Origin of the sequence: Desulfomicrobium macestii (assembly GCF_014873765.1) — a bacterium.
Classification (GTDB): Bacteria; Desulfobacterota; Desulfovibrionia; order Desulfovibrionales; family Desulfomicrobiaceae; genus Desulfomicrobium; species Desulfomicrobium macestii.
On sequence record NZ_JADBGG010000008.1, the window covers coordinates 65999 to 91895 of the forward strand.

Consider the following 25897-nt stretch of genomic DNA (forward strand, 5'->3'; position numbering starts at 1 on the left):
GACGGCTTTCATGTGACAATGAGGTCACACGTCACGCGTGACCTTGACTTTCCCGGGTCCGGAATATCTTGATTGAAATGATCAATTGACCATAAATCCCGACACGAACCTGGAGGAAACATGTCCGACAAGAAGAAGCTCGTTAGCGTAGAAGAAACCCGCCTGGCCTACATGACCGGGATGCTGCTCAAGGAAATCGCGGACGGCCTGTCCAAACGCAAGTTCGAATTCAAGACCGCTGACGGCCCCATTACGGTGACCGTGCCCAAGGATGTGGATATCGAGTACAGTGTGGTGCAAAAGGACAAGGAAGGCGAAACCAAGACCAAGCTTGAAATCGAGATTTCCTGGAAATCCTGAACGAAACAAGCGTCCGGATAAATGACCTGATTCAAGACCCATGCCCCCCGCCGAAGATTTCGGTGGGGGGCTTTACTTTTGCGGCCTGCGCGATCAGGGGCCTTGCGCCCGTTCGACCAAGTCCGCGTTGATCTCCTCCCTTGACGAGGTCAGCGCGGCATGGGCGAGCGGTGCTTCCCGAGCGTCACATGAGCGATGGCAGGAATGTCACTATCTGGGGGATGAAAAACAGGATGGCGATGCCGATGACCGTGGCCACCAGGAAGGGATAGATGCCGCGAAAGATGGATTCCAGGCTGATGTTCTGCTTCATGGCCGTGGTCACGCCGTAGACAACGTAGACGTTGATGCCCACGGGCGGCGTGATGACCCCCATCTCCGTGACCAGCACGATGATGACACCGAACCAGATGGGATCGTAGCCAAGGTTCATGACCACCGGATAGAAGACCGGGACGGTCAGCATGATCATGGCCAGGGAGTCCATGAAGCATCCGCCGAGAAAATAGATGAACACGATGATGGCCATGACCGCCAGCGCGGGAATTTCAAGGCCGCCGATGTAGCTCGCCGTGGTGAAGGGGATGCGGGTCACGGCCAGGAATTTGCCGAAAACCACGGCTCCGGCCACCAAAAAAAGGATCATGCACGAGGTGCGCAATGTCTCTTCCAGGGACTTGAAAATCAGCCGCAGGTTCAGCTGACGCCGCACCAGTCCCAGCACCAGTACGCTGAATGCTCCTACGGACGCGGCTTCGGTGGGGGTGAACCAGCCCTTGAAAAGCCCGGCCAGGACAACGGCGAAGATGATGAGCGTATCGATGAGGCCGGTCAGCGACTTGAAACGCCTGCCCCAGGAAAAATGCTCGGCCTCGGGCCCATAGTCCGGATGCCGTCGGCACGTGACCCAGATCGCGCCCAGAAACAGCCCTGTCAGCAGAAAGGCAGGCAGGATTCCGGCGACGAAAAGCCGCCCGATGGACTGCTCCGTGAGCACGCCGTAGATGATCAGCACCACGCTCGGCGGCATGATCATTCCAAGCCCGCCGCCCGCGGCCACCGCTCCCGCCGCCAGACGATCGCGATATCCGAAACGCTTCATTTCCGGGATGGCCACCGTGGCCATGGTCGCGGCCGTGGCCGGACTGGATCCGCAGACAGCGCCAAAGGCGGTGCAGGCCGAAACCGTGGCCATGGCCAGTCCGCCTCGGATGTGCCCGAAAAAATGGTAGGTAGTCGAGAAAAGACGCCTGCTGATGCCGGCGTTGAAGGCCAGTTGCCCCATGAGAATGAAAAGGGGAATGGTCGTCAGGTCGTAGGAGACAAAGACCTCGTACATGCTGCGGCTGAGCATGTTCAACCCGCCCTGAACGGAAGTCAGAACGGAAAATCCCACAAATCCGACCACGCCCATGACAAAGGCCACGGGCATGCGCGTGGCGAAAAGCAGGAGCATGATCGCTATGCCCAAAAATCCGATTCCGGCCGGGCTCATGATTTTCTCCATTGCAGCACAAATTGCAGAAGGTCGACGAACATGGTCAGGGTGGCCACGGCGAAGCACGCGCCAAGCGCGTACAGGAAGAGGTATTCGGGCAAACCCAGATTCATGGAAACCTCACCGGAAAGATGTTTGTCCCGGGCATACGCCCACATCATGACCGTGACCGTGGCGAAAAAAATGACGGACAGGGTTTCGCGGAATAGCTTGAGCCGACGGCGCACCTTGGTGGACATGAGCTGCACGAAGACCTCCACCCCGATGTGCGAACGGTGTGAATGCGCGTAAGGCAGAGAGAGCCCCAACGCCAGAACGGCCAGAAAGGTGACGATCTCCTCGGAGCCGAAAATGGGGCTGCGATTCAACCTGCCTGTAATGTCGGCCACGGTCAGTAGCGCCATGCCCAAGAGACACAGGCATCCGCCGATGCGCATCACGCTTCCGATGCGTGCCAGAATTTTTTCAACGATCTCCACAAGCTTTCTCCAGACTACATGACACAGGGGCAGGAACCTTGCGGCTCGTGCCCCTGCAACACTCAGGTATTTTGAAGACTATTTCAAATTGGCGCGCATGAAATCAAGCACGGCCTTGCCGTCCGCTCCGACCTTGGCGCACTCGGCCTCGTATTCACCGAAGATGGGCTCCATGGCCTTGGTCCAGCGCTCGGCCTCGGCCGGATCCAGGGTGACCACGGCGTTGCCCTGCTGGGCCAGGAAAAACTCCAGGCCTTCCTTGTCGCTGTCATCCCAGGCTTTTCCGTGCCGTGGAATCCAGTCTCGGCTGACCTCGGTCATCGCTTTCTGCACCTCGGGGGAGAGTGAAGCCCAGACATCCTTGTTGATGACCACGAAAAAAGTGGTCGTGTAGGCCACGGCGGTGGTGTCCGTCAAATAGTCGACTACCTCGCCCATCTTCCAGCCCTTGTTGGTCTCGACGGGATAGATTCCACCGTTGACGACGCCCTTCTGGATGGACTGGTAGGAATCGGGCATGGACATGGCCACCGGGTTGCCGCCCAGGGCGGAGATGACGCTTGCGCTGTTGCCGGTGGCGCGGATCTTCATGCCCTTCAGTTCTTCCATGGAGGTCACGGGCTTGCCTGCGGTGTGCAGTTTGCCAGGTCCATGCGCATGGAAATAAAGGACATGCACGTCATCGAATTCCTTGGGCTTGAACTGCTCGTACACGGCGTTGGCCAGTGTCGTGGCCTGCACGCCGGTCGTGTAGCCCATGGGCAGATCGACTCCGGACAGCACCGGGAAACGTCCCTTGGTGTACCCGAGCGCGGAGAGACCGATGTCCGAGATGCGCTGCACCACGCCGTCATAGCAATCCTTGGGCTTGGTCAGGGTTCCCGCCGGATAGTAGTCGATGACGACCTGACCGTTTGAGCGGGTCTCGACCTCGCGGCACCACTCCTCTGCCAGAATTGACTGGATGTGGGTCGGCGGAAAGAAATTGCTGTAGGACAGCTTGACCGGTCCCGCGGCCATGGCCTGCGCCGAAAATCCCAGAACGACGAAAGCCAGGGTCGCGACTCGTAAGAACAGCCTCATGACAATAATCCTCCGTGTGAAAAGTAAGACCGCGCACCATGCGCGAGCCTGATTATTCCTGGGTATCCAGGGCGTTGGCCAGAGCGAGTTTCATGGCTGCCCGGCGAAAATCCTTGCGGTCGATGGTCCCCGTCCCGAGCAGGGAATGGATCAGAAAACCCTCGAACAGGGCCGTGTTCAGGGCGCCGATCTTGCGCGCCGGATAACCGCTGCGCACATACGGCGCGACGATGTCGTCGAAAATCTCGTTGGAGAGACGATACAGGGACTGGTTGAGCTGGGCGCGCAGGTCCTCGTTGCGGGAGGCATGGATGGTGAATTCGAGAAAGACCGAACTCCAGTTGCGGTCGTCGATCATGGTCTCCAGAAAATCGAGGATGCGGTCCATGACCTCTTTAAGACTGTGAGCATCCTGCAACGCGGCGTCGCGCATGGCGCGGTAGGACTGCATCTTGATGGCGATGATGGCCAGCATGATCTCGTCCTTGCTTTGCCAGTGCCGATAGAAATTGCCCTTGGCATAGCCTGCGTCCGAGGTGATCTCGGCCACAGTGGTAGCGACAAAGCCCTTGGCGGCGAAAAGTTTTTCCGCCGAATCGAGTAGTTCGCGCTGGGTCTGGAGTGATTTTTCCTGCTGCTTTCTGGCCACGAGAATTCCTTGTTGGACAACGGTCATAAAGTGACCAGAAGTCATTTTGTGACCAAGTATTCCTCAAGCCTGATTCTGTCAAGCGTGCGCCACGGAGGATTTCTTGACAGCCCACGGGGCCACGACTAGCGTCTTTTCCACTTCGGATACCTTAGGGTGTAAAAGGGAATCCCGTGCAAATCGGGAGCGGACCCGCCGCCGTAAGTTTCAAAAGCCATCCTCCACGCTGTCCACTGGGGTCATTCCTGGGAAGGACGAGGATTGGTGAAACGAGCCGGAAGACCTGTCCGAGGTCCAACCACAGTTCGTGCTGCCTGCAACGGGGGTTTTTTGCGGGCCGCGCCCTTGGACGTCAGTCCTTTTTTCTTCTCACTGCCCCCGCCAAACCTGGAGGTCTCATGTTCAAAGCCTCGCATGTTTGCGGACTTCTTCTGTTCTTTTTTCTGCTCGCCCTGCACGGCCCGGTTCTGGCCGGACACAAGGATAGGCCGCCCAAAAAGGGAATCCTGCTGGTAGCCTTCGGCACCACCGTGCCCGAAGCGCGCGGCGCCCTGGATCACATCGGGGAGAAAGCAAGGCTGCGTTTTCCCGGCATTGAAATCCGCTGGGCCTATTCCTCGCGCATCGTGCGCGAGAAACTTGCCGCCCAGGGACAGGACTTCGATTCTCCGGCCATGGCCCTTGCACGGATGATGGACGACGGTTTCTCCCATGTGGCCGTGCAGTCCCTGCACACCATCCCGGGTGAGGAATTCCACGGCCTGCAACGCACGGTGCAGGCCTTTTCCGGCCTGCCCAAGGGCATGGACAGCGTGGTCCTGGGCCTGCCTCTGCTGGCCGAACCCGCCGACGTCGAAGCCTGCGCCTCGGCCATCATGGCCAGTCTCCCGGCAGAACGCAAAGCGGGCGAAGCCGTCGTCCTGTTGGGCCACGGCACCCACCACCCGGCGAACATCTATTACTCCGGACTGCAGTATTCCCTGAACCGGCACGATCCGCTGGTCCTGGTCGGCACCGTCGAGGGCACGCCTTCCTTGGACGACGTGCGCCGGGTCTTGAAAGACCGCAAGGTCTCAAGGGTGTATCTTGCGCCCTTCATGGCCGTGGCCGGGGACCATGCGCTGAACGACATGGCCGGAGACGAGGAGGATTCCTGGAAATCCGTGCTCGGCGCCGACGGCCTGACCTGCATTCCGGTCCTGCGAGGAACGGCACAGGTCCCGGCTTTCGTCGACATCTGGCTGGATCATCTGCAGGCGGCGCTGGAGCGCCTGCCCTGACACCATGAACGACAGGCGACACACAAGGGCATGGCTGGCCATGGCGGCAGCCGTGCCCCTTTCCATCTATGCGGCCCTTTTTTTCGGGTCCTACCCCCTGCCCGCTGAGGCCATCCATAACGCCCTCGCGACCATGCTCCATGGCCAAATCGAGAGTCAGGACCTGGTCATCGTACGCGACATCCGGCTGGGTCGCATCCTGCTTTCGTTCCTGACCGGCGCGGCTCTGGCCGTATCCGGCGGCGTTTTTCAAGGCCTGCTGCGCAACCCGCTGGCCGACCCGTTCACCCTGGGGATATCCAGCGGCGCGGCCTGCGGCGCGGCCCTGGCTCTCGGCATGGGCTGGACCGTGGCTGGACTTTCGACCCTCCCGCTGGCCGCGCTCGGCGGAGCGTTCGCCGCCATGAGCCTGGTCCTGGCCATGAGCAGGCTGGCCGGAGACTTCTCCCGCGAGAGCCTTGTCCTGGGCGGAATCGTCGTCTCCACCTTCCTCGGCGCGGCCATCGCCCTCATCAAGTCATTGAACGAGGAATCGGTGGCGGCCATCGTGTTCTGGATCATGGGCAGCTTTCAGGGGCGGGGATTCGAGCACGTGGGGCTCATGCTGCCGTACATGATCGCAGGCTCCGCCCTGGTCCTTTTCCTGGCCCGGGAACTCGACATCCTGGGCCTCGGGTCCGAGCAGGCGGCGCAGGTCGGCGTACCCGTTGGACGGGCGCGCATCGGCCTGCTCATCGGCGCCGGAATGCTGACCGCCGCGGCAGTCAGCGTCTCCGGCATCATCGGCTTCGTCGGTCTGGTGGTGCCCCATCTGGTGCGCATGCTCATCGGACCGGACTCCAGACCCCTGCTTCTTTTTTCGGCCCTGGGCGGGGGTATCCTGCTGCTTTGGTCCGACGTCCTGGCCCGCACCATCCTTTCCCACGGAGCGGAATTACCCGTGGGCGTGGTCACCGCCCTGTTTGGCGGCCCCTTCTTCTGCCTGATCATGGCCAGGGGACGCAGGCCGTGAGCGCACCGATGATCGAAATCCGGAACCTGAGCGCAGGCTACAAGGGTCAACCCGTGCTTCGCGGCATCTCCCTTAACGTCGGGGAAGGCGAGTTCACGGGCATTCTCGGTCCCAACGGCAGCGGCAAGACGACCCTCATCCGCGCCCTGTCCGGAGTCCTGCCGTACGCCAACGGCAGCATCCGCATCGCGGGTCATGACATAAGAGATCTGTCGGCCAAGGCCCGGGCCCGGCATTGCGCCACCGTGGCCCAGAAAAACCCGGGACTTTCCGGGGTGCGCGCCCTGTCGCTGGTGCTCATGGGACGCTACCCGCATATTTCATTTTTGGGCGGCTACTCCAGGCACGATTACCTGCGCGTGCAGGCGGCCATGGAGGAGACCAGCAGCCTCGATCTCGCCGAACGCGCCACCGAAGCGCTCTCCGGCGGAGAGCTGCAACGGGTCATCACGGCCAAGGCCCTGGCCCAGGACACCAGGCTCCTGCTGCTGGACGAGGCCGCGTCCAACCTCGACGTGGCCCGGACCATGGACCTCTACGAGCTGCTGCGAGTCAAAAATGCCGCAGGGCTGACAATCCTGACCGTGGCCCACGACCTGAACCTGGCCGCCCTCTATTGCCAGCGCCTCGTCTTTCTGAAAAACGGTTCCGTCGCGGCCGATGGACCGACCCGCGAAATTTTCACGGCCCAAACCTTGAGTGACATATATGAAACACCCCTCGCCGTGGCGGAGCATCCTCTCACCGGGACTCCCCAAGCTTATCTGGTGCCTCGTGCTTAACCTTTTCCTTTTTCAGGCGGCAGCGGGCGCAACCTCTCTGGACGGGATCTCAGTCACCGACGATGAGGGCCGCCGGATACGCCTCGATGCCCCCGCGACCCGGATCATCGCCCTCTACGGCGCGTTCAACGAGATCCTGGCCGACATGGGCCGCGAGGATCTGCTCATCGCCCGCACCGCAGGCGACGACCAGCCCCCGTCCATCGCCGGCAAGCCGTCCATCGGCACCCATTTGCGGCCCAACGCGGAGCTGATCCTCGGCCTTGAGCCGGACCTGGTCCTACAGCTCGGCGGCCGGGGCGAGGCCATGGAACCGGTGCGTTTTCTGGAAAAACGGGGCCTCAAGGTCGCGGTTTTTGATCTTGAGAATTTCGACCAGCTTTTTTCCGTCATGGAGCGCCTCGGCACTCTGACCGCCAGCACGGATCAGGCCGTGGAACGCATCCGTTTCATGCGCTCGGAACTTGCGCGCATCGAAGCCCAAAACCTGCCCCCCCGGCCGAAAGTCTTCTTCGAGGCCCGCTACCCCACGCTCCTGGCGGCAGGACAGGGTTCCATGGTGTCGGAGATAATCTTCAAGGCCGGTGGAAAAAATTGCGTCTCCGCCCCGGACAAGCTCGTGCGCCTGGGCGAAGAGGAGCTCCTGCGCCTCGCCCCCGACATCTATCTCATGCAGGCAGGCCCCATGAACCCGAGCCCAGTGCCCATGGCCGATCGCAGCCTCTTTCGCACCCTGGCCTGCGTGAACTCCGGCCAAGTCCACGTCGTGGACCAGAAGGTCTTTTCAAGGCCCGGCCCGCGCAGTCTTGAGGCCGTTCGCCAACTCTCAACCATCATTTCAAACTGGAAAAAGGAGGTCCGACCATGAGCGGCCATCTCTACGGCATCGGCGTTGGACCAGGAGACCCGGAACTCTTGACCATCAAGGCAGCGGGAATCCTTGGCCGTGTGGACGTCATCCTCGCGGCGTCCTCGACCAAGAACGACGACTCCCTGGCCCTGGACATCGCGCGGCCCCATTTGAAGCCGAACGCGCGCGTCATCCGCCTGGGCTTTCCCATGAGCCGCGACGAGGGCACCCTGCAATCCGCGTGGGAGGAAAACGCCCGCCTGGTCCTCCATGAACTTGCCAAGGGCCACGACGCGGCCTTTCTGACCCTGGGCGACCCACTGCTCTATTCGACCTTCGCCTACCTGCTGCGCACCCTGCGCGGCCTGGCCCCGGAGCAGGCGGTGACGGTGATCCCCGGCATCACCTCCTTTCAGGCCGTGGCGGCGGCCACCGAGACCGTGCTGGCCGAGAGCGCCCAGAACCTGCTCATCCTGCCCGGCATCCGCGACGCCGCCGATCTGCGCAGAAGCCTGGAGGGTGCGGACAATGCCGTCATCCTCAAGGCCTACACCAATTTTTCGGCCATCCGCGAGGAACTGCGCACTTTTCCGACCCCGACCCATTGCGTTTTTGCGTCAAGAATGGGCATGAAGGAACAGTTCATTACGCGCAGCCTGGACGAGGCACCGGACAATCCGACCTATCTCTCGCTCATGCTGCTGACAAAAAACGAATCACTTTGAACCAAGGATAAGTTTATGCCCAAAGCCATCGTCATTGCCGGAACTTCCAGCGGGTGCGGAAAAACTTCCGTCACTCTCGGCCTGATGAAAGCTTTCGCCCGCAAGGGCCTGGTGGTGCAGGGCTTCAAGTCCGGCCCGGATTTCATCGATCCCGGCCTGCACCGCATGGCCTCGGGGCTGCCCAGCCACAACCTGGACGGCTGGATGCTCTCGGCCGATGAGATCCATCGCATTTTCCGGCGCAACCACGAAGGTTGCGACATCTCCATCATCGAAGGAGCCATGGGACTCTTCGACGGCATCGGCGCCGTCAGCGAGGAAGGCTCGGCCGCGCAACTGGCCAAGATCCTGGGCGTGCCCGTGATGCTGGTGGTCAACGCCCGGGGCATGGCCCGTTCGGCGGCGGCCCTGGTCAAGGGCTATGCCCAGTTCGACCCGGACCTGCGCCTGGACTCCGTGCTCTTCAACATGACCGGCAGTCCCACCCACGGACAGATTCTGGCCCAGGCCATGGACAACCAGGGCGTGCGGGTGCTTGGCAGCCTGCAACGCCAGGCCGATCTGCCCCTGCCCTCGCGGCACCTCGGACTGGTCACCGCCGAAGACCTGGACCGCCGCGAGGAGCGCCTGAACGCCCTGGCCGACTGGGTCGAAAAATCCATTGATCTGGATGCGTTGCTGGAGGCCCTGCCCGAGTACACGCTGCCGTCCCTCAGCGACGGCGGGGTCAGGATGCCGGAAATCCGCATCGGATACGCCCGCGACCGCGCCTTCTGCTTCTACTACGAGGAAAACCTGCGCATGCTGCGTCAGGCCGGGGCCGAGTTGGTGCCCTTCTCGCCGCTGCACGACACGAACCTGCCCCCGGCCCTCAAAGGGTTGTATCTGGGCGGAGGATATCCGGAACTGCACGCGGCAGAGCTTGCCGCCAACACGACCATGCTCGGCAAGATCCGCGACTTCTGCGCCGGCGGCAAGCCGGTCTACGCGGAGTGCGGCGGCTTCATGTACCTGATGCGCTCCCTGCGCACGCGCTCGGGCCAGGAACATGCCATGGCCGGGGTCTTTGATTTCTCCTGTGCCATGGAAAACCGCCATCAGGCCCTGGGATACCGCGAAATCAGGCTCACCGCCCCCACTGCGCTGGGCGCTCCCGGAGCACAGGCCAGGGGGCATGAGTTCCACTATTCGCAAATGAGCGGCAGCGACCCGGCCGCCGCCCAGGTCTACGAGGTTCATGACCGCTGCGGAAAGACCAATGCCGGCGGCGGATACAAAAAGGGCAACTGCCTGGGATCCTACGTGCATCTGCATTTCGGCTCCAATCCGGACATGGCCGCCCATTTCGCCGGAGCCTGCGGGGCATGACCCTGCGCCATGGCTTCACCACGGGCACGGCGGCTTCCGCTGCCGCCAAGGCGGCGACCATGCACCTGCTCACGGGCCGCGCCCAGGACCGTGTCGACGTGCAGTTGCCCGTTGGCGAACGCATGAGCATCGCCATCCTTGAGAGCCGGATCGACGGGGACGCCGTCATGGCCGCCGTGGTCAAGGACGGAGGAGACGACCCGGACGTGACGCACCGAGCCGTGATCCGCGCGCGGGTGCAACGCTGCGCAGAATCAGGCGTGACCTTGCGCGGCGGGTCCGGAGTGGGCGTCGTGACCCGGCCCGGCCTGCCTGTCGCCGTGGGCATGCCAGCCATCAACCCCGTGCCCCGCGAGCAGATCACCCTGGCCGTGACCGAGGCCCTGGCCGACGCCCTTGCCCCGGGCGCAAGCGAAAGCATCGGCCTTGAGGTGGAAATCCGCGTCGACCGAGGGGAAGAATTGGCCCGCAAGACCTTCAACCCGCGCCTCGGCATTGTCGGGGGCATCTCCATCCTCGGCACCCGTGGCACGGTCAAACCCTTCAGCAACGCGGCCTATCAGGCCACCATCCGCCAGTGCCTGGATGTCATGCAGGCCTGCGGCGTGACCACCCCCTGCCTGACCACGGGCGGACGCAGCGAACGTTTCCTGCGTCAGGCCCGTCCGCGGACGCCGGAAACGGCCTGTGTCCAGGTGGCCGACTTTTTTTCCTACAGCATGCGCGAAGTCGGTCGGCGCGGATTTGGCTCCGTGCTCTGGGGCGTCTTTTTCGGAAAGCTGGTCAAGCAGGCCCAGGGACACCGCTACACCCACGCCCGCAGCGCGGAGCTTGACCTTGGCATTCTGGCGGGATGGTGCGCGGATTGCGGCTTCGACCAACATGTCTGCCGGGAGGTCGCAGGCGCCAACACGGCCATGCAGGCCCTGGAACTGCTGTCCCCCATGCCCCGAAGCAAGGCGCTCTTCACCCTGCTCACGGACAGGGCCGCCGAAGCCGCCCGTGCCTTCTGCGGCCGTGATCTGCGCGTGGGCTACATGCTCTTCGATTTCACCGGACAAATCCTGCACCAGACCCCGGAGGCCGCATGATCCACGTCATCGGTCTGGGTCTGTCCAGCGAGCAACGCTGCCCCAGAATCATGGAACTGATCCGAGGCGCGGACCTTGTGGCCTCGGGAAAACGTCTTCTGGATGAATTGGAGATCGCCGAGGATCGCCGCCTGGCCCTGACCGGCATGGACGCATTCGCGGCGACCATCCGCGCACGGGCTGAAATCGCAAACGTTTGCGTGCTGGCCGACGGCGACCCCCTGCTCTACGGCCTTGGCGCGAGCCTGCTGCGCTACTTCGCCCCCGGCGAGCTGACATTTCATCCCAATGTCTCGGCCATGCAGACAGCATGCGCCCATTTCGGCCTGCCCTGGCACGACTGCCGGACCCTTTCCCTGCACGGCCGCGACGACCTGACCCCGCTCTTTGCGGCCCTCACGCACGACAATCTGGTGGCCCTGTATACGGATCAAAAGCACAGTCCGAACGCCATCGCCGGGCTTCTGCTGGAACGCGGCGTCACGGGCTGGCGCATGAACGTGGCCGAGGCCCTGGGCGGCCCCGAAGAAAGGCTGAGCACCCTCGCCCTGACCGAAGCCGCGCACAGCGCCTGGCACGCCCTGAACATTGTTGTCCTGGAACGCACGGCGATTCCCGCCCTGCCTCTCAAGCTGGGTCTCGATGACGACGCGCTGGCCCACACCGACGGTCTCATGACCAAGCAGCCAGTGCGCGCCTTCGCCCTGTCCCTGCTGCGCCTGCCCCCGGACGCCGTCATGTGGGATCTTGGAGCAGGCAGCGGAGCCGTCAGCCTGGAGGCCGCGCGGCTCCTTGGCAGAGGGCGCGTGGTTGCGGTGGAGCGTCAGGCGGAACGCGTGCGGCACATCAGGGAAAATATGGAACGCACAGGGGCATGGCTGGTGGAGGTGGTGCACGGCAGTTTGGAGGAGTTTTTGGGGAATGGGAATTTTGGGGATTATGGGAATTATAGGACCTATGGGTCGTATGGGACCTATAAAAAGGCAGCCAACGCCCAGAAAAGCGATTATGCTTGCCCTGAACATACGTCCTATAGGCCCCATATGTCCCATTCTTCCCATTCTTCCGCCCCCACCCACATTTTCATCGGCGGCGGGGCCTCAGCCCCCGTTCTTGCGCAGTGCGCCGCCCTGCTTGCTTCCGGCGGACGCATGGTGATCGCCGCCGTGCTGCTCTCCACGCTGGAGACCGTCCGCACCGTCTTTCATGAACTGGACTGGCCCTTGAAGGTGCATCAGCTCATGCACCACGCCGGGTCCCCTCTGGCCGGTGACCTGCGGCTCACCCCGTCCAACCCCGTATTCCTTCTGGAAACCCAAAAACCTTCAAGCGACACATGAATACTTCCCCTCAGGTTTATTTTATCGGCGCAGGTCCCGGAGACCCGGACCTGATCACGGTGCGCGGCCGGGACCTTGTCGCACAGGCTGATCTGGTGCTCTATGCCGGCTCCCTGGTGCCCGCCAAGGTGGTGGGCTGCGCCCGGTCCGGAGCCGTGGTCGCCGATTCGGCGGGCATGAGCCTTGAACAGACCCACGCCCTGATGCTCGAGACGGCGCGCAAGGGCGGGATCGTGGCGCGGGTGCATACCGGCGATCCATCCCTGTTCGGCTCCGTGCGCGAACAGATCGCGCTGCTGGACCGTGACGGCGTGACCTGGGCCATCATCCCCGGCGTGACCGCCGCCTTTGCGGCCGCGGCCAGGGCCGGAGTGTCGTTCACCGTGCCCGAGTCTACCCAGAGCCTCATCATCACCCGTCTGCACGGCCGCACTCCGGTGCCGGAATCAGAAAGGCTGAGCGAACTCGCGCGGCACGGCTCGTCCGTGGCCGTGTACCTCTCCGCGGACAAGGCCGGAGAACTGGCCAGCCAATTGCGCCAGGCCGGATCGCCGGAAAACACGGTCATCGTCATCGGCCACAAGGTTGGGCATCCCGGGGAAAAAATCATCCGCACCACCCTTTCGGAACTCGAAGAGAGCCTGCAGGCGGACAACATCACCCGGCAGGCCGTATTTCTGGTCCTGCCCAAAGAGACCGCGCCGCAAATCCAGTCCAGGCTCTATGACGCCTCGTTCGGACACGGCTTCCGCGAGGCCTTACGCCCCCAGACCTGGTCGCGCATGGCCGTGTACGCCATGACCAGCCAGGGCTTGGGCCTGGCCAGGCGCATCGCGGCCATGGCCCCGGCCGATCTCTTCGCCACCAGCCGTCTGGCCGAAGACCGGGCCGCCCATGACCGGGTGCAGGGCTTTGAGCGCATCGCCGATCAGGTGCGCGTCAATTTTCCCCTCTACCACGCCCACGTTTTCGTGGCCGCCACGGGCATCGTGGTGCGGAGCATCGCGCCCCTGCTTCAATCCAAGACAACAGACCCGGCCGTGGTCGTCTGCGATCAGAACGGCGAGCACGTGGTCAGCCTCCTGTCCGGCCATCTCGGCGGAGCCAACGACCTGGCCCGGCGCATCGCCGCCCATGTCGGGGGCCGTCCCGTCATCACCACGGCCACGGACACGGCCGGCAAGCCCGCCATCGACACCCTGGCCCAAAATCGTGACTGCGCCATCGCGGATCCTTCCCGCCTGGCGGGGCTAAACAGCGTATTGGCCGAGGGCGGACGCGTCACGGTGCATGACCCGGAAAATCGTCTGGGCCTGTCCGGAAACGACGACCTGAAAGATTCTTTCGAACTGGTGAAGGAGACTCAGGCGCAGGTGCTGGTCAGTTGGAAGAACGCCAAGGCCGAGGGGCTGATCCTGCATCCGCGTTGCCTCTGCGCCGGTATCGGCTGCCGCAGGGGCGTGTCACGGGATGAAATTCTGAAGGCCCTCAGTCAAGTCATGGCCGGACACGAACTGGCTTTGGACAGTCTGGTCGCGCTGGCCAGCGTTGAACTTAAAGCAGACGAAGAGGGGCTGCTGGAAGCGGCGCGGCAACTCGGGCTGCCTCTTGAATTCTTTGAAGCGTCGATGCTTGATGAAACAGAAGTCCCCAACCCCTCGGAGCGGGTGCGGGAAAAAATAGGAGTTGGGAGCGTATGCGAAGCAGCAGCCATCCAGGCAGCCCTGAAATCAGCCCCGGCGGCGCGTCTCATAGTGCCCAAGACGATAAGCGGAAACGTGACGGTGGCCATATGTCTGGCCGGTTGACCGTGATCGGCCTTGGGCCCGGCAGCTCGGCGCTGCTCGCCCCCATGGCCCTGTCCTGTCTGGTCCAGGCCGGAGCCGTTGTCGGCTACGACCGCTATATGGAGCTGGTCGATCCTGATCTGCTCAAGGGCAAGACCCTTTTTTCAAGCCCCATGAAAAAGGAAATGGAACGCACGGCCAAGGCCGTTGAATTCGCCCTGGCCGGACTCGACACGGTAGTCGTCTCTTCCGGGGACAGCGGCATCTACGGCATGGCCGGACTGGTTCTGGAATATCTGGAACGCGAGGAACTCCTGGACACCGTGGAGCTTGAAGTCGTGCCGGGCATCCCAGCCCTGTGCGCGGCGGCAGCCCTGCTCGGCGCTCCCCTCATGCACGACTTCGCCTCCATCTCCCTGTCCGACCTTTTGACCCCGCTGCCGACGATCATGAAGCGCATCCGCTGCGCGGTGGAAGGCGATTTCGTCATCGCTCTCTACAACCCCAAGTCCCGCAAGCGCGATTCCTATCTCGGACAGGCCCTGGCCATCGCGACCGAGCATCGCGGCGCGAGCACTCCCGTGGGCTTCGTGCGCAACGCCTACCGTCCGGATCAGGACGTCCGCGTCGCGACCCTTGGCACCTGCGATCCCGAGTGGGCCGACATGCTGACCACCGTCATCATCGGCAACAGCGCGAGCCGACTGGCCGGAAAAAAGATCCTCACCCCGCGCGGCTATTTCGAAAAATACGGATAGCTGACTGTTGAAAAATTCAAAATGCGCAGGCCGTTCAAAAATGGTGAGATGCAAGGAAGCGAAAAAATTCAGGGCGCGCGGTGTATTGCGCAGATGCGCGGTCTGGATTTTTTCGCTGACGCAGCAGGTCGCCGTTTTGGGGCGGCCTGATAGTTCGTCATTCGCTCTGCGTTTTCAAGCTTTCGGACACAGCCGAGACGCGCAGCAGATCCCCCTTGAGCATCCACATCACGGTCGAGGGCAGACGCTCCGCCGCATCGGCCTTCTCTTGCAGGGCCGTCCACGGTAACGGACGCCGGGTCCAGACCAGCACCTTGCGCATGAGCTCAAGGTCGATCCGGTCTTCGATGCCCGCATAGACCACGGGAAAATCCTTTCCCCGGTACACTGCACGGCCGAGATCCGTGATTTCCAGCACATCCCCTTCCGCCAGACGCCGCGTCGGGTATCCGGCAAAAATCCGTCCATGGCGCATGAGCAGCGGATGGCCGTCCCCGTCCGGCCTGGACGCGGACGCTGCCGCCAGCCGCTCCCACAATTCCAGATAGCGCCCGATGATCCGGGACCAGTCAAAACCCAGGGCATGCTCCCGGGCCGCCCGGCCCATGCCCTCACGCACGCCCTTGCGCAGCATGGCGTGCAGATGCCCGGCAAGTTCGCCCACATCCACGGCCACGTCCTGGGCCAGCCACAGGTGATAGGTGCTGTCGTAGAGAAGCGGTGCCAGGAGCGAAATGTCGTCCACCTCGCCGCTGTCCAGAGTGGACACCAGAAATCCCGTGAGTCCGTGACGGACCAGATCCCGGTAGCCGTCATAGTCCGAAGCGATGACGGGCTTTGCGGCGGCGGCCGCTTCCAGGATCGTCAGGCCAAAAGTCTCCTGCGGATTGTCGGCCAGGGACACGACCACGTCGGCGCGATGCAAGAGGGCCGTCCTGGTCGCATCGTCGGGACAGCGCACGACAACAAGCTCAAGTCCGATATTGGCCGCCAGATTGGTCAGGGTGTGCGGCAGGGATGCGCCCTCGTCCGGGCTTCCGGCCAGGACCAGACAGACGTCGTCAAGCTTGGTCCCGCCTTGGCGCACACGCTGGAAAGCACGCAGCAGGGGCAAGAGATCCATCTTTGAATACGGACTGATCCGTCCCGGTACCAGAAAAACGGTCTTCGACTCCGGCACGGCGGGCACGCCACCCGGTCCGGGGGCGTCAAATTCAGAGCACCACACGCCAAGGGGCACCACCGCCACCTGCGGCACCGGAGCGCCATACGCTTCGCCAAGCGCCGCCAGTTCCTCCCGCACGACATCGGCCCCGGCGCTTGAGGTGGCCACAATGCAGTCCCTCGGCGTGTTTCCGCTCCAGACATGCTGGGCGAAGGACTGGCCGTAGCGCGCGTAGGACAGAGAGTGGGTCACGCCGGTGATGGGGAAGATGTCATGGGCCAGCCTGTTCCTGATCGCAGCCAGAAAACCCTGCGAGGTCAGACAGTCGGAAAGATGAAATGCATGATAGGAAGTCCGGGCCAGATGCTCGGGCAATGCGGTGCGCGGCAGGATGCGAATCTTGCCGAGCGCCTGCGGACAGACGGACTGCACGTAGGTTTGCAGCGCCTCGCCGCTTTGCCGGTCCGCCAGAAAAAAATGATAGGCCGCGAAAGGATCGGCTTCCAGCAGGGCCCGCAGGAAACCAGCATTGGCAACCTTGCGTCCGATGATGGGACCGCCTTCGACAAACGGGTCAAGAGTGCCCCAGACAGGGCCTAAGTGTTGCGCCATGCCCAGCCAGAGCAATATCCGGGCCTATGAGCGTCCTTTGAAAAGGCGGCGCGAGCAGGCGGGAAAATGACTCGGAACGCACGGCGGAGCCTTGGCTGTCGCCCTTCGTCATGCTTGGCAGCAAACTTGCTAAGTTCCAGGAAATCGTCAATTTTTCGTTGCCCTGGAGGATTTCATGGACACCCCGACCCGCCCTTGCCTGGGCCTGGCCTTAAGCCCCGAGCTGGCCTCCCAGCTGAAAGGGCACCTGCCCCGGACAAGCATTCTTGAGAACCGCCTGCCCGGTTCGGCGCTGGAATTCATGAGCGAGAGAACCCAGGGGGGGCTTGTCTTCGTGGCCGTTTCCACCTGGAAAGAACTGGCGGCGCAGGACAGGGAGCGGCTGACCGCGCACAAGTCCTGGCAGTTCCTGCTCATTGCCGACAGACATGACCCGGAAGCTCTGGAATTCATGTCTTCCGGCATATTTCTCACGCTCATGACCTGTCCCCTCAATGGGGAAAAAATTGCCCGCGCCCTGGAACAGGCGGAAGAAGTATCCAGCATGTATCAGGATATTTTCCTCATGGCGCGCGAGATCAGTCTCGAACGGGAACTCCTGGCCCGGAAGAACGAACAGCTGGCATTTCTCAACCAGCTGCTGACCAAGGCCAGTCAGACCCTTGATCCGTCGGTCATCCTCTCCAACAGCGCCGAGGATCTGGCGCTGCTCCTTGATGTCCGGGCCGTGCTTGGCATCTTCTGGAGCGAGAACGAAGGCCAGACCGAGGCGGAACTCTTTCTGCCCGAAAACCTCTCGACCACGAGCCAGGCGGAATGGATCAATCATCTGCTGAGCCTGGCCACCCGCCTCGGAAATCACGAGGTACGCGGCTATCAGGTCTCGGTCCTGCAACACAGGGACGGCGATGAGGAAAGTCAGCCGGAGCTCGACCAGCTCATCACCCTGCCCCTGTCCCTGGGACCGGAGCCCTTTGGAGCCCTGGTCATCTGTTCGCGCGAGGCGTCGGCCCTCGGGCAGGATCGCCTGCGCGTCCTCGGCTCGGCCGCCAATCATCTGGCCCTGGCCATGCGCAACAGCCTCGAATTCCGCAAGACCAAGGCCCGGGCGGACCATGACGGATTGACGCGCATCTCCAATCGTCATCATTTTGACACTCGCCTGCGCGAGGAAATGAAACGCCACCAGCGCCATCAGGACGAACTCAGCCTGATGATGATCGACCTCGATTATTTCAAGTCCGTCAACGACACCTACGGACATCAGGCCGGAGACATGGTGCTGCGGGAAGTGGGCAAGATACTGCACAAGACCCTGCGTGAATCCGACTTTCCCGCCCGCTACGGCGGCGAGGAGTTTGTCGTGATTCTGCCGCAGACCCGGGAAGAGCAGGCCTGGATTCTGGCGGAACGTCTGCGCGCCCAGATCGGCCAGACCGTGTTCCGCTTCCAGAAGAAGCGCTTCCGGGTCACGGTGTCCATCGGCATCGCAGGGCTCAAGCCCGGCGCCCTGACCCCGCCGGAAAGCCTGGTCCACAACGCCGACCTGGCCTTGTATCTGGCCAAAACCAGCGGACGCAACATGGTCTGCTGCTCGGCCATCGAAGAATGTCAGGCTGATCAGTTGGCCTGATACGGCCGGAGCCGACGTCGGCGCTTAAAACAAAAAAACCGCATGGGGGCTGCCTCATGCGGTTTTTCATTTTGCGAGAGCCCTCGCTATTTCAGAACTGAGGGCAGCCAGGTGGAGATGACCGGAATATAGGTGACCATGAGCAGGCAGACGAAGAGCAACAGCAGAAAAGGCATGACCGACCGGGCGATATAGGTCAGGGGCTTTTTGGTGATGCCCATGGCCACGAACAGGTTCAGGCCGAAGGGAAAGGTCAGGAATCCGATCTCCACGTTGACGATCATCATGATTCCCCAGGCCACTGGATCGATGTCGAAGTGGGCCAGCATGGGCAGAAAGATGGGGGTCAGGACCAGGATCGAGGTCACGATGTCCATGACGCACCCCACCGCAAGCAGCAGGATGTTGACCAGAAACAGAAAAACGTACTTGTTGCTGATGTGTGCGCCGATGAACTCGGCGGCCTGCACCGGAAGCTGCTCCCGGGTCAGCAGCCAGATGAAGGGCATGGCGCAGGCGATGATGAAGAGCAGGGCCGATGAGAGCACGGCGCTCTTGACCAGGATGACCCGCAACTTTTCCCAGGTCAGGGACCTGTAGATGAAGGTCTCGACCAGCAGGGCGTAGACCACGGACACACCCGCCGCCTCGGTGGGCGTGAAGATGCCGGAATAGATGCCCCCGAGCACGATAAGCGGCATGGCCAGTCCCCAGGACGCCCGCCCGAGGATGCGCAGGGTTTCGCCCAGGGAATGCGATGATGTCGCGCCCCAGTTGAAACGCCTGGCCATGTACACGGCAAAGGCCCCAAAGATGATCACCCGTATCACGCCCGGAACGACGCCGGCCATGAACATGTCGCTGACCGAGGTGTTGCCCACCAGGGAATAGAGGACCATGGGGATGGACGGAGGAATGAGAATGCCGAGGGTTCCGGCGCTGGTGATGAGGCCGATGCTGAATTTTTCGCTGTAGCCCGAACGGATCAGGGCCGGAATCATGATGCTGCCCACGGCGATAACGGTGGCCGGGCTTGACCCGGAGATGGCCGCGAAAAACATGCAGGTCAGAATTCCGGCCAGGGCCAGCCCGCCGCGAAAGCGCCCGACGCAGGCGTCCATGGACTGGACCAGATAATGGGCGATGCGCCCCTCGGCCATGATATTGCCGGCCAGAATGAAAAAAGGAATGGACAGCAGCAGAAAATTGTCCAGCCCGCGAAAAAGCTGCTGCACCAGCGCGGTCAGGGGTACGTTCAGAAAAAGGCTGACGGCCCCGGCCGTAGTCGCAAGGACGACAATGGCGATGGGCGTCGAAAGCAGCAACAGGCCCAAAAAAGTGCAGACGATGAACCAGACCATCAGTCACGCTCCTCTGCGGTCTGCCCGAACATGATGCGCGCCTGTCCAAGGGCCCTGCCCAGAAAACGCAGGGCGATGCTTACCCCGAAGACGGGTATGGGCAGATAGGCCACCCACATGGGCATGCCCTGCGACGCCGTGGTCATCCCGTAGCGGGCCAGCAGCGTCGTCTGCTCCCACCCGTACCAGGCGATGACCAGCATCACCGCCGCGCTCAGCAGGCCGGCCAGGGTCCGCAGGGCCGCGGCGATGCGCGGCGGGGCATACTGGGTCACGGCCTCCATGGAGAAATGCGCTCCGTATTTGACGGCCATGCCTGCTCCGGCAAAGGTCACGAAGACGAGCAGATACCGGCTGCCCTCGTCAAACCAGTCAAAGGTCATGCCCAGAAAATACCGGGTCATGACCTGGATGGTGGTGCCCACGGCCAGCAGCAGAAGCAGCCCGCCCACGGTCAATTCCTCGATATGCCCGAGGATGCGCAGAAAATTCTTCATCATTCTCTCAAAAACGGCAGGACCAAAAGGCCCTGCCGTTCTGTTTCAAGGCTTGCCTTGGCTCGCGGCGCCGTATCCAGGTCGAGGTCGCCGCGAACAGGATCTAGTTGCTGTACTGGTTCACCTTTTCCACGATCATGTCGTAATAGCGCTTGCCTGCGTACTTTCCGAACTTCGGGTCATCGGGGATATTGCCGACCTGGTTCGCGAACTTCTCGTGCACGGGCAGCACGGCGTCATGAAAGGCCTTGCGCTCTTCGGGAGTCAGGTCCGCGATGGTCGCGCCAAACTTTTCCTGCGCCAGTTTTTCGAGTTCGTTGCGCATGTTCGTGTTTTCGGTGCGGTTGATGTCCTCGGCGATCTTGGCGGCATCCAGAAAGATCCGCTGCTGCTCCGGAGTCAGGCTCTCCCAGACCGGACGGCTGACCATCTTGTAGAGACAGGTCAGGGAGTGGGAGGAACGGGTCAGATACTTGGCCACTTCCGTGAACTTCATCATGACCGAGGTCGGAATGGGGTTTTCCTGCATGTCCACGGCACCCTGCTGCAAGGCGGTGTACAGTTCCGGAAAAGGAATGCCCACGGGGTTGGCGCCGAGCGCACGAAAACTTTCCAGGAACACGGGCGAATCCATGACCCGCACGCGCACACCCTTCATCTGTTCGGGCGAGGTGATGGTCTTGTCGCGCACACCGAAATCGCGCATCTCGTTTTCGGCATAGCCGATGGGGATCAGCCCCATGCCGGGCATCAGCGCGTCCATGACGGTCTTGAATTCCTCGTCGGCCAGCACCTTGTAGGCGACTTCCTTGCTCGGAAAGAGAAAGAAGAGGTCCAGGAGGCCCACCTGGGGAATGAGATTCGACATGACGGCCGTGGTGCAGTCCATCATGTCCAGGGTGCCGAACTGGACCTGCTCCAGCATGGAACGTTCGTTGCCGAGCTGACCAAGCGGAAAGACCTCGATCCTGATCTCGCCTTTCGTCTCCTTTTCCACGTGCTCGGCAAAGGCCAGGGCCGCCTTGTGCATGGGAAAATCCTTGTTCTCGATCTTGGTGGGCGCGATGTGCCCGAACTTGAGAACCCGCTCCGCCTGGGCCGACGCGGCGCAGAACATGGTCATGGCCAGAAAGATCGCCACCGAAACCTTCATCTTCATCGATGCCTCCGGGCTGTCCAGACGCCACGCGGGACGAATGATACAAGCCTTTGTTTTTATTAAAATTTCAAAAAAGAGGACACAAAGCATAAACAATTATCGATCAGCAAGAAGGTTTGCAACCCTTTTCTGGGCATCACCCGCCCATCCGTTCAAATCCGCACGACCCGACCCGTCACATTGACTTCGACACTGCACCCCCCTAGTGATTTTGTCCTTCACGAGCACGCCCCGTTCCGTCCGCCACGGTTCAGGGGCACCGACCCCCTGGAGCGCCCAATGCCATTGCCGTCTTCCCTTGCCGCCGCCCTGGCCCGTATCGTCCCGGCGGAACGCCTGTATCCGGATGCCGTGCGGGCGCGCGTCTTCGCCCTCGACGCCAGCATCTACCAGCCCCGCGCCAAGGCCGTCATCGATCTGGAAAATGAAACCGAAATCCGGAACCTGCTGGCGACACTGCGCGAACACGGCGGCGGCGTGACCTTTCGCGGAGCGGGGACGAGCCTCAACGGCCAGGCCACCGGCGAAGAAATCGTGGCGCGCATCCGGGGTCCGTTCTGGCGCAGGCATGAGATCCTGGACGAGGGACGGGCCATCCGGCTGCATTGCGGCCTGACAGGCGGCGAGGCCGATGCCGCGCTGGCCCCCCTCGGCCGCCGCATCGGACCTGATCCGGCCTCTGCATCGGCCGCTTCCATCGGCGGCATGGTCGCCAACAACGCCGCCGGCATGTGCTGCACCGTGGACCAGAACACCTTCGCGACCATGCGCCACATGCGCCTCATCCTGGCCGACGGCACGATCCTGGACACCGAAGATCCGGACAGCGTGGCCGCGCTGCGCATCAGTCATGCGCATGTGCTTGAGCGCCTCCTTGCGCTGCGCGGCAGGATCATGGCCGACCCGGCCATGGTGGAACGCATCCGGCGCAAGTATTCCATCAAGAACACCACGGGCTATGCCATCAACGCCCTGACCGAATATGGCGATCCCCTGGACATGCTGACCCACCTCATGATCGGATCCGAAGGGACCCTCGGCTTTGTCAGCTCCGTGACCCTGGCCACGGTGCCGGTCCATCCCCTGCGGGCCACGGCGCTCATGATCTTTCCGGACCTGAACGCGGCGGCGCGAGCGGTCATGGCCCTGCGCGGAGGCTGCCCGGTGCAGGCGGCGGAACTTCTTGACCGCACCTCCATCCGCGCCGTGGAAGGCCTGCCCTCGGCGCCGCCCATCCTGCGGAAACTGGGCGACGAGGCTTGCGCCGTGCTCATGGAGACCCGCGCCGAGGACAGCGATACCCTCGCGCGCAATACCGAGGCGATCCTCGCGGCCCTGGTCGATATCGAACAGGTAATACCGCCCCGCTTCACCACCGACCCGGCCGAATGCGAACGCCTGTGGGCCGTCCGGCGCGGCCTCTTCTCGGCGGTGACCAGCTTTCGCGCCGCCGACGAATTCGTCATCACCGAAGACATCAACATTCCGGTGGAACGCCTGGCCGAAGGCTGCGCCGCCTTCCAGCGCCTCTTCAAGCGCCACGGCTATGATGCCGGAATCATGGGGCACGCCTTTCACGGCAATTTCCACTTCACCCTGCCCACGCGCATAAGCGACCCTGCGGAGCTGAGGCGCCTGCACGAATTTCTGGATGACCTGGCAACCCTCATCACTCAGGACTTCGACGGGTCCCTCAAAGCCGAACACGGCACGGGCCGGGCCATCGCCCCCTACGTGCGTCAGGAGTGGGGAGATCCGATCCATGCGATCATGAGGGAAATCAAGAAGCTGCTCGACCCGCACGGCATCCTGAACCCGGGCGTGATGTTCAACGAGGACCCGAGCGCGCATCTTGAAGGCCTCAAGCTCCCCCTGACCAGCCATCAAAAAATCGACATGTGCGTGGACTGCGGATTCTGCGAGCCGGTCTGCCCCTCGCGGCACATCGCCTTCACGCCGCGCCAGCGCATCGCGGCCTGGCGGGAAATCACCCGCCTGGAACAGGATGGACGTGACGACGAGGCACGGCAATGGCGCGAGGCTTTCACGGAACTGGGCGAATCGACCTGTGCCACGGACGGGCTGTGCACCACCCGCTGCCCCTTGAGCATCGACGTGGCCTCCTTCATCCGGGATCTGCGCCATGAAGCAGCCACTCCCTTGACGCGCACGGCGGCCGCAAGGGTGGCGACGCATTTCAACACCGCTACATCACTTGTGCGCGGCGTGCTGGGCGCGGCCGACCTTGCGCACCTGGCCCTCGGTGATCTGAAAATGGAGGCCGTGAGCCGCATCCTGACGAGGCTGAGCGGCAACAGGCTGCCCCTGTGGCAAAAACACCTGCCCCGCGCGGCGGTGTCGATTGCCGGAAAGCCCGGCTGCGCCACCGATCGGGACGTGGTCGTCTATCTGCCGTCCTGCGCCACGCGGACCATGGGCGACACCCGCGGGGACCGTCTGCCCCCCCTGCCCGAAGTCACGCGGCTCCTGCTCGAACGGGCCGGGTTCACGGTGCGCATCCCGGGCAACGTGAACGAACTCTGCTGCGGCAAGGCATTTGAGACCAAGGGACTCTTCGATCAGGCCCAATCGAAGATCCTGGAGCTTGAACGCGCGCTGCGCGAGGCGTCCGAGAACGGCCGCCATCCCATTCTCTGCGACACCAGCCCGTGTCTTGCGCGCATGAAAAAAGAGATTCGCGGCCTTGCCCTCTTCGAGCCCATCGAATTCGCCCAGACTTTCCTGCTTCCGCGCCTGCAACTGAAACCGGCGCGGCGCACCATCGCCCTGCACCCGACCTGCTCCACCCGTCTCATGGGCCTGACAGATGCCTTCACGGACCTGGCGCACCGCCTGGCCGCGAGCGTCGTCCTCCCCGAGGGCATCCTCTGTTGCGGATTCTCCGGCGACAAGGGCTTTCATCGACCGGACCTGAACGCCTCGGCCCTGGCCGGGCTTGCCGCGCAGGTCGCGCAGTGCGGCGAAGGTTATTCCACATCCCGCACATGCGAGATCGGCCTGAGCCTGCACGGGGGCATCCCGTACCGCAACATCCTGTATCTGCTGGAGGAATGCTCCAGGCCGGATGAATGAGCCGATTTTTCATGCCGCGCAAAAACGGATGCAATGAAATTTCAAACAGCAAAAGCTCCGAATGATCCTTTCACCATTTCATAACCAGGCGGTACCATGAAGAAAACCTCGCTCCTCCTTGCGGCCATGTCCTTTTTGCTCATCCTTCAGACCGGCTGCGCGGCGCGGCAAAAAGAGCACGATGCGCACGCCGGTCCCGCCGTCGTCAGGGAGCTCGTCAAAACCACCGAGAGCTGGAACAAGAAAACCTTGCCCGCCTATCCCGGGGGCCAACCCGAGATCACCATCCTGCGTATCGCCATCCCTGCGGGAACCCGCCTGAAGACGCACACCCATCCGGTCATCAATGCCGGAGTGCTGCTCAGCGGTCAGCTCACAGTCGTAGCCGCCAACGGCGAGAAGCTGCATCTCAAGGCCGGAGATCCCATCGTCGAACTGGTCTATACCGAGCATTACGGCGTGAACGAAGGCGACGAACCGGCGGAGATCATCGTCTTTTATGCAGGCACCAGCGGCGCGCCGATCACGCTTTCCGCGCCCGAGTGATTGAGGGGCGGCTGTCCTGCATCCGGGAATGAATCGGCCCTGAACTTTACGCGGGACTTTTCCCCGAATCGTGCTTAACAGTAGAAGTTAATCAGGCACAATTCACCACGGGAACGATCATGAACGCTGAAGAATCAGGGCTCTCGGAAATACCGGCCCTCATGGCCATGCTGGCTCACAAGGACGGACTGATCCGCAAAAAAGGGCGGGAAGGGCTGGAAGCGCTGGGAAAACCGGCGGTTGCGCCCCTGTGCGAAGCTCTGCTCACCGCCAAGGACCACCATGTGCGCTGGGCCGCTGCCAAGGCCCTCGGGACGTTGCGCGAACCGGACTCCGCACCGGCGCTGGTCGATGCGCTTGAAGACCGAAACTCCGATGTGTCCTGGCTCGCGGCCGTGGCACTGGAAAATCTCGGGCAGGAAGCGTGGCGGCCGCTTTTGCAGGCCCTGATCGACCGTGGAGTCGAGTCCGTGGCCCTGCGCGAGGGAGCGCACCATGTCTTCTCCAAGCAGAAGGCTTCCGGATTCGACGATCTGCTGGACACGATCCGCGAAGCCCTTGAATTTGGCGAACTGACGGAAGCCGGGGGCATCGCCGCGTCGGAAATGCTCAAACGCTTGCGGGACAAGGCCGCCTCCCGATGACAAGACTGCGCCAATCCCCCCATCCATGCTGGGTGAAATCACACAATTCAGCACAAATTAAATTTGCGGCAAAGCACCTATTGCAATCAAGATATTGGGATAATTGAATTAAAATCCGCAGGACG

The 25897-nt window shown here is 62.4% G+C and carries 23 protein-coding genes and 1 riboswitch; of the genes, 15 read left to right on the plus strand and 8 right to left on the minus strand.

Annotated elements, in window-relative coordinates; translation table 11 throughout:
- The first annotated feature begins 120 nt into the window (after positions 1–120).
- Positions 121–360, plus strand: coding sequence for an amphi-Trp domain-containing protein (locus H4684_RS07010; protein WP_092193886.1), 240 nt, complete (start codon positions 121–123; stop codon positions 358–360).
- Positions 361–544: 184 nt separating this feature from the next.
- Here the strand turns inward: H4684_RS07010 and H4684_RS07015 are convergent, their stop codons facing one another.
- The 4 genes from H4684_RS07015 to H4684_RS07030 form a co-directional block, all read right to left on the minus strand.
- A complete protein-coding gene (locus H4684_RS07015; RefSeq protein WP_092193887.1) occupies positions 545–1855 on the minus strand; it encodes a TRAP transporter large permease in 1311 nt (436 codons plus the stop codon).
- Positions 1852–2337 (minus strand): TRAP transporter small permease, encoded by a 486-nt coding sequence (locus tag H4684_RS07020; RefSeq protein ID WP_192623273.1) that lies wholly within the window; start codon positions 2335–2337, stop codon positions 1852–1854. The genes H4684_RS07015 and H4684_RS07020 overlap by 4 nt, the downstream gene beginning before the upstream one ends.
- 78 nt (positions 2338–2415) lie before the next feature.
- Entirely contained in the window at positions 2416–3420 is a 1005-nt protein-coding gene (locus tag H4684_RS07025; protein ID WP_092193889.1) for a TRAP transporter substrate-binding protein, read from the minus strand.
- A 52-nt stretch (positions 3421–3472) separates the two neighbouring features.
- Positions 3473–4069, minus strand: coding sequence for a TetR/AcrR family transcriptional regulator (locus H4684_RS07030; RefSeq protein ID WP_092193890.1), 597 nt, complete (start codon positions 4067–4069; stop codon positions 3473–3475).
- 127 nt (positions 4070–4196) lie between these two features.
- A riboswitch (cobalamin riboswitch) is annotated at positions 4197–4374 on the plus strand.
- 93 nt (positions 4375–4467) lie between these two features.
- Here H4684_RS07030 and H4684_RS07035 point away from each other — a divergent pair.
- The 10 genes from H4684_RS07035 to cobJ are packed head-to-tail and all read left to right on the plus strand — an operon-like array spanning position 4468 to position 15062.
- Positions 4468–5349, plus strand: a complete 882-nt coding sequence (locus H4684_RS07035) for a sirohydrochlorin cobaltochelatase (RefSeq protein ID WP_192623274.1) — start codon at positions 4468–4470, stop codon at positions 5347–5349.
- A 4-nt stretch (positions 5350–5353) separates the two neighbouring features.
- Positions 5354–6361, plus strand: a complete 1008-nt coding sequence (locus H4684_RS07040) for a FecCD family ABC transporter permease (protein ID WP_092193892.1) — start codon at positions 5354–5356, stop codon at positions 6359–6361.
- The gene (locus H4684_RS07045; RefSeq protein WP_244150399.1) at positions 6358–7143 is read left to right on the plus strand and encodes an ABC transporter ATP-binding protein; all 786 of its coding nucleotides are present in this window, start codon (positions 6358–6360) and stop codon (positions 7141–7143) included. Before H4684_RS07040 ends, H4684_RS07045 begins: the two co-directional genes overlap by 4 nt.
- Complete coding sequence (locus H4684_RS07050) at positions 7136–8011, plus strand: ABC transporter substrate-binding protein (RefSeq protein ID WP_192623275.1); 876 nt, start codon at positions 7136–7138, stop codon at positions 8009–8011. The genes H4684_RS07045 and H4684_RS07050 overlap by 8 nt, the downstream gene beginning before the upstream one ends.
- Positions 8008–8718, plus strand: a complete 711-nt coding sequence (gene cobI / locus H4684_RS07055; RefSeq protein ID WP_092193895.1) for a precorrin-2 C(20)-methyltransferase — start codon at positions 8008–8010, stop codon at positions 8716–8718. Before H4684_RS07050 ends, cobI begins: the two co-directional genes overlap by 4 nt.
- A 15-nt stretch (positions 8719–8733) precedes the next feature.
- On the plus strand, positions 8734–10086 hold the full coding sequence (locus tag H4684_RS07060) for a cobyrinate a,c-diamide synthase (protein WP_092193896.1): 1353 nt from the start codon (positions 8734–8736) through the stop codon (positions 10084–10086).
- Positions 10083–11177 (plus strand): cobalt-precorrin-5B (C(1))-methyltransferase, encoded by a 1095-nt coding sequence (locus H4684_RS07065; RefSeq protein WP_192623276.1) that lies wholly within the window; start codon positions 10083–10085, stop codon positions 11175–11177. Before H4684_RS07060 ends, H4684_RS07065 begins: the two co-directional genes overlap by 4 nt.
- Positions 11174–12517 (plus strand): precorrin-6y C5,15-methyltransferase (decarboxylating) subunit CbiE, encoded by a 1344-nt coding sequence (gene cbiE / locus H4684_RS07070; RefSeq protein WP_192623277.1) that lies wholly within the window; start codon positions 11174–11176, stop codon positions 12515–12517. The genes H4684_RS07065 and cbiE overlap by 4 nt, the downstream gene beginning before the upstream one ends.
- Positions 12514–14325: a precorrin-4 C(11)-methyltransferase gene (cobM, locus tag H4684_RS21120; protein ID WP_192623278.1), complete on the plus strand. Its 1812-nt coding sequence runs from the start codon at positions 12514–12516 to the stop codon at positions 14323–14325. The genes cbiE and cobM overlap by 4 nt, the downstream gene beginning before the upstream one ends.
- Positions 14310–15062, plus strand: a complete 753-nt coding sequence (gene cobJ, locus H4684_RS07080; protein WP_092193900.1) for a precorrin-3B C(17)-methyltransferase — start codon at positions 14310–14312, stop codon at positions 15060–15062. The genes cobM and cobJ overlap by 16 nt, the downstream gene beginning before the upstream one ends.
- Before the next feature lie 157 nt (positions 15063–15219).
- Here cobJ and H4684_RS07085 read toward each other — a convergent pair whose 3' ends face one another.
- A complete protein-coding gene (locus tag H4684_RS07085; RefSeq protein WP_143077942.1) occupies positions 15220–16839 on the minus strand; it encodes a glycosyltransferase family 4 protein in 1620 nt (539 codons plus the stop codon).
- A 175-nt stretch (positions 16840–17014) separates the two neighbouring features.
- Between H4684_RS07085 and H4684_RS07090 the strand changes: the two genes are divergently transcribed.
- Positions 17015–18472 carry a GGDEF domain-containing protein gene (locus tag H4684_RS07090; protein WP_092193902.1) on the plus strand — a complete coding sequence of 486 codons (1458 nt, stop codon included), beginning with the start codon at positions 17015–17017 and terminating at the stop codon, positions 18470–18472.
- An 86-nt stretch (positions 18473–18558) separates the two neighbouring features.
- On the opposite strand, the gene H4684_RS07095 is transcribed toward H4684_RS07090, so the two are convergent.
- The 3 genes from H4684_RS07095 to H4684_RS07105 form a co-directional block, all read right to left on the minus strand.
- The gene (locus H4684_RS07095) at positions 18559–19833 is read right to left on the minus strand and encodes a TRAP transporter large permease (RefSeq protein WP_092193903.1); all 1275 of its coding nucleotides are present in this window, start codon (positions 19831–19833) and stop codon (positions 18559–18561) included.
- Complete coding sequence (locus H4684_RS07100; RefSeq protein WP_192623279.1) at positions 19833–20330, minus strand: TRAP transporter small permease; 498 nt, start codon at positions 20328–20330, stop codon at positions 19833–19835. Before H4684_RS07100 ends, H4684_RS07095 begins: the two co-directional genes overlap by 1 nt.
- A 103-nt stretch (positions 20331–20433) precedes the next feature.
- Entirely contained in the window at positions 20434–21489 is a 1056-nt protein-coding gene (locus H4684_RS07105) for a DctP family TRAP transporter solute-binding subunit (protein ID WP_161949209.1), read from the minus strand.
- A gap of 279 nt (positions 21490–21768) precedes the next feature.
- Between H4684_RS07105 and H4684_RS07110 the strand changes: the two genes are divergently transcribed.
- From H4684_RS07110 to H4684_RS07120, 3 genes are all read left to right on the plus strand, one after another.
- The gene (locus H4684_RS07110; protein ID WP_192623280.1) at positions 21769–24582 is read left to right on the plus strand and encodes an FAD-binding and (Fe-S)-binding domain-containing protein; all 2814 of its coding nucleotides are present in this window, start codon (positions 21769–21771) and stop codon (positions 24580–24582) included.
- Between the two features lie 96 nt (positions 24583–24678).
- Complete coding sequence (locus tag H4684_RS07115) at positions 24679–25128, plus strand: cupin domain-containing protein (RefSeq protein ID WP_192623281.1); 450 nt, start codon at positions 24679–24681, stop codon at positions 25126–25128.
- Positions 25129–25247: 119 nt separating this feature from the next.
- Positions 25248–25772, plus strand: a complete 525-nt coding sequence (locus H4684_RS07120) for a HEAT repeat domain-containing protein (RefSeq protein WP_092193908.1) — start codon at positions 25248–25250, stop codon at positions 25770–25772.
- The last annotated feature ends 125 nt before the right edge of the window (positions 25773–25897 follow it).

Coding starts and splice junctions, on each gene's coding strand:
- H4684_RS07010 (WP_092193886.1), top strand. CDS start 121: ATGTCCGACAAGAAGAAGCTCGTTAGCGTAGAAGAAACCCGCCTGGCC.
- H4684_RS07015 (WP_092193887.1), bottom strand. CDS start 1,855: ATGAGCCCGGCCGGAATCGGATTTTTGGGCATAGCGATCATGCTCCTG.
- H4684_RS07025 (WP_092193889.1), bottom strand. CDS start 3,420: ATGAGGCTGTTCTTACGAGTCGCGACCCTGGCTTTCGTCGTTCTGGGA.
- H4684_RS07035 (WP_192623274.1), top strand. CDS start 4,468: ATGTTCAAAGCCTCGCATGTTTGCGGACTTCTTCTGTTCTTTTTTCTG.
- H4684_RS07040 (WP_092193892.1), top strand. CDS start 5,354: ATGAACGACAGGCGACACACAAGGGCATGGCTGGCCATGGCGGCAGCC.
- cobI (WP_092193895.1), top strand. CDS start 8,008: ATGAGCGGCCATCTCTACGGCATCGGCGTTGGACCAGGAGACCCGGAA.
- H4684_RS07060 (WP_092193896.1), top strand. CDS start 8,734: ATGCCCAAAGCCATCGTCATTGCCGGAACTTCCAGCGGGTGCGGAAAA.
- H4684_RS07065 (WP_192623276.1), top strand. CDS start 10,083: ATGACCCTGCGCCATGGCTTCACCACGGGCACGGCGGCTTCCGCTGCC.
- cbiE (WP_192623277.1), top strand. CDS start 11,174: ATGATCCACGTCATCGGTCTGGGTCTGTCCAGCGAGCAACGCTGCCCC.
- cobM (WP_192623278.1), top strand. CDS start 12,514: ATGAATACTTCCCCTCAGGTTTATTTTATCGGCGCAGGTCCCGGAGAC.
- cobJ (WP_092193900.1), top strand. CDS start 14,310: ATGTCTGGCCGGTTGACCGTGATCGGCCTTGGGCCCGGCAGCTCGGCG.
- H4684_RS07085 (WP_143077942.1), bottom strand. CDS start 16,839: ATGGCGCAACACTTAGGCCCTGTCTGGGGCACTCTTGACCCGTTTGTC.
- H4684_RS07090 (WP_092193902.1), top strand. CDS start 17,015: ATGGACACCCCGACCCGCCCTTGCCTGGGCCTGGCCTTAAGCCCCGAG.
- H4684_RS07095 (WP_092193903.1), bottom strand. CDS start 19,833: ATGGTCTGGTTCATCGTCTGCACTTTTTTGGGCCTGTTGCTGCTTTCG.
- H4684_RS07100 (WP_192623279.1), bottom strand. CDS start 20,330: ATGAAGAATTTTCTGCGCATCCTCGGGCATATCGAGGAATTGACCGTG.
- H4684_RS07105 (WP_161949209.1), bottom strand. CDS start 21,489: ATGAAGATGAAGGTTTCGGTGGCGATCTTTCTGGCCATGACCATGTTC.
- H4684_RS07110 (WP_192623280.1), top strand. CDS start 21,769: ATGCCATTGCCGTCTTCCCTTGCCGCCGCCCTGGCCCGTATCGTCCCG.
- H4684_RS07115 (WP_192623281.1), top strand. CDS start 24,679: ATGAAGAAAACCTCGCTCCTCCTTGCGGCCATGTCCTTTTTGCTCATC.
- H4684_RS07120 (WP_092193908.1), top strand. CDS start 25,248: ATGAACGCTGAAGAATCAGGGCTCTCGGAAATACCGGCCCTCATGGCC.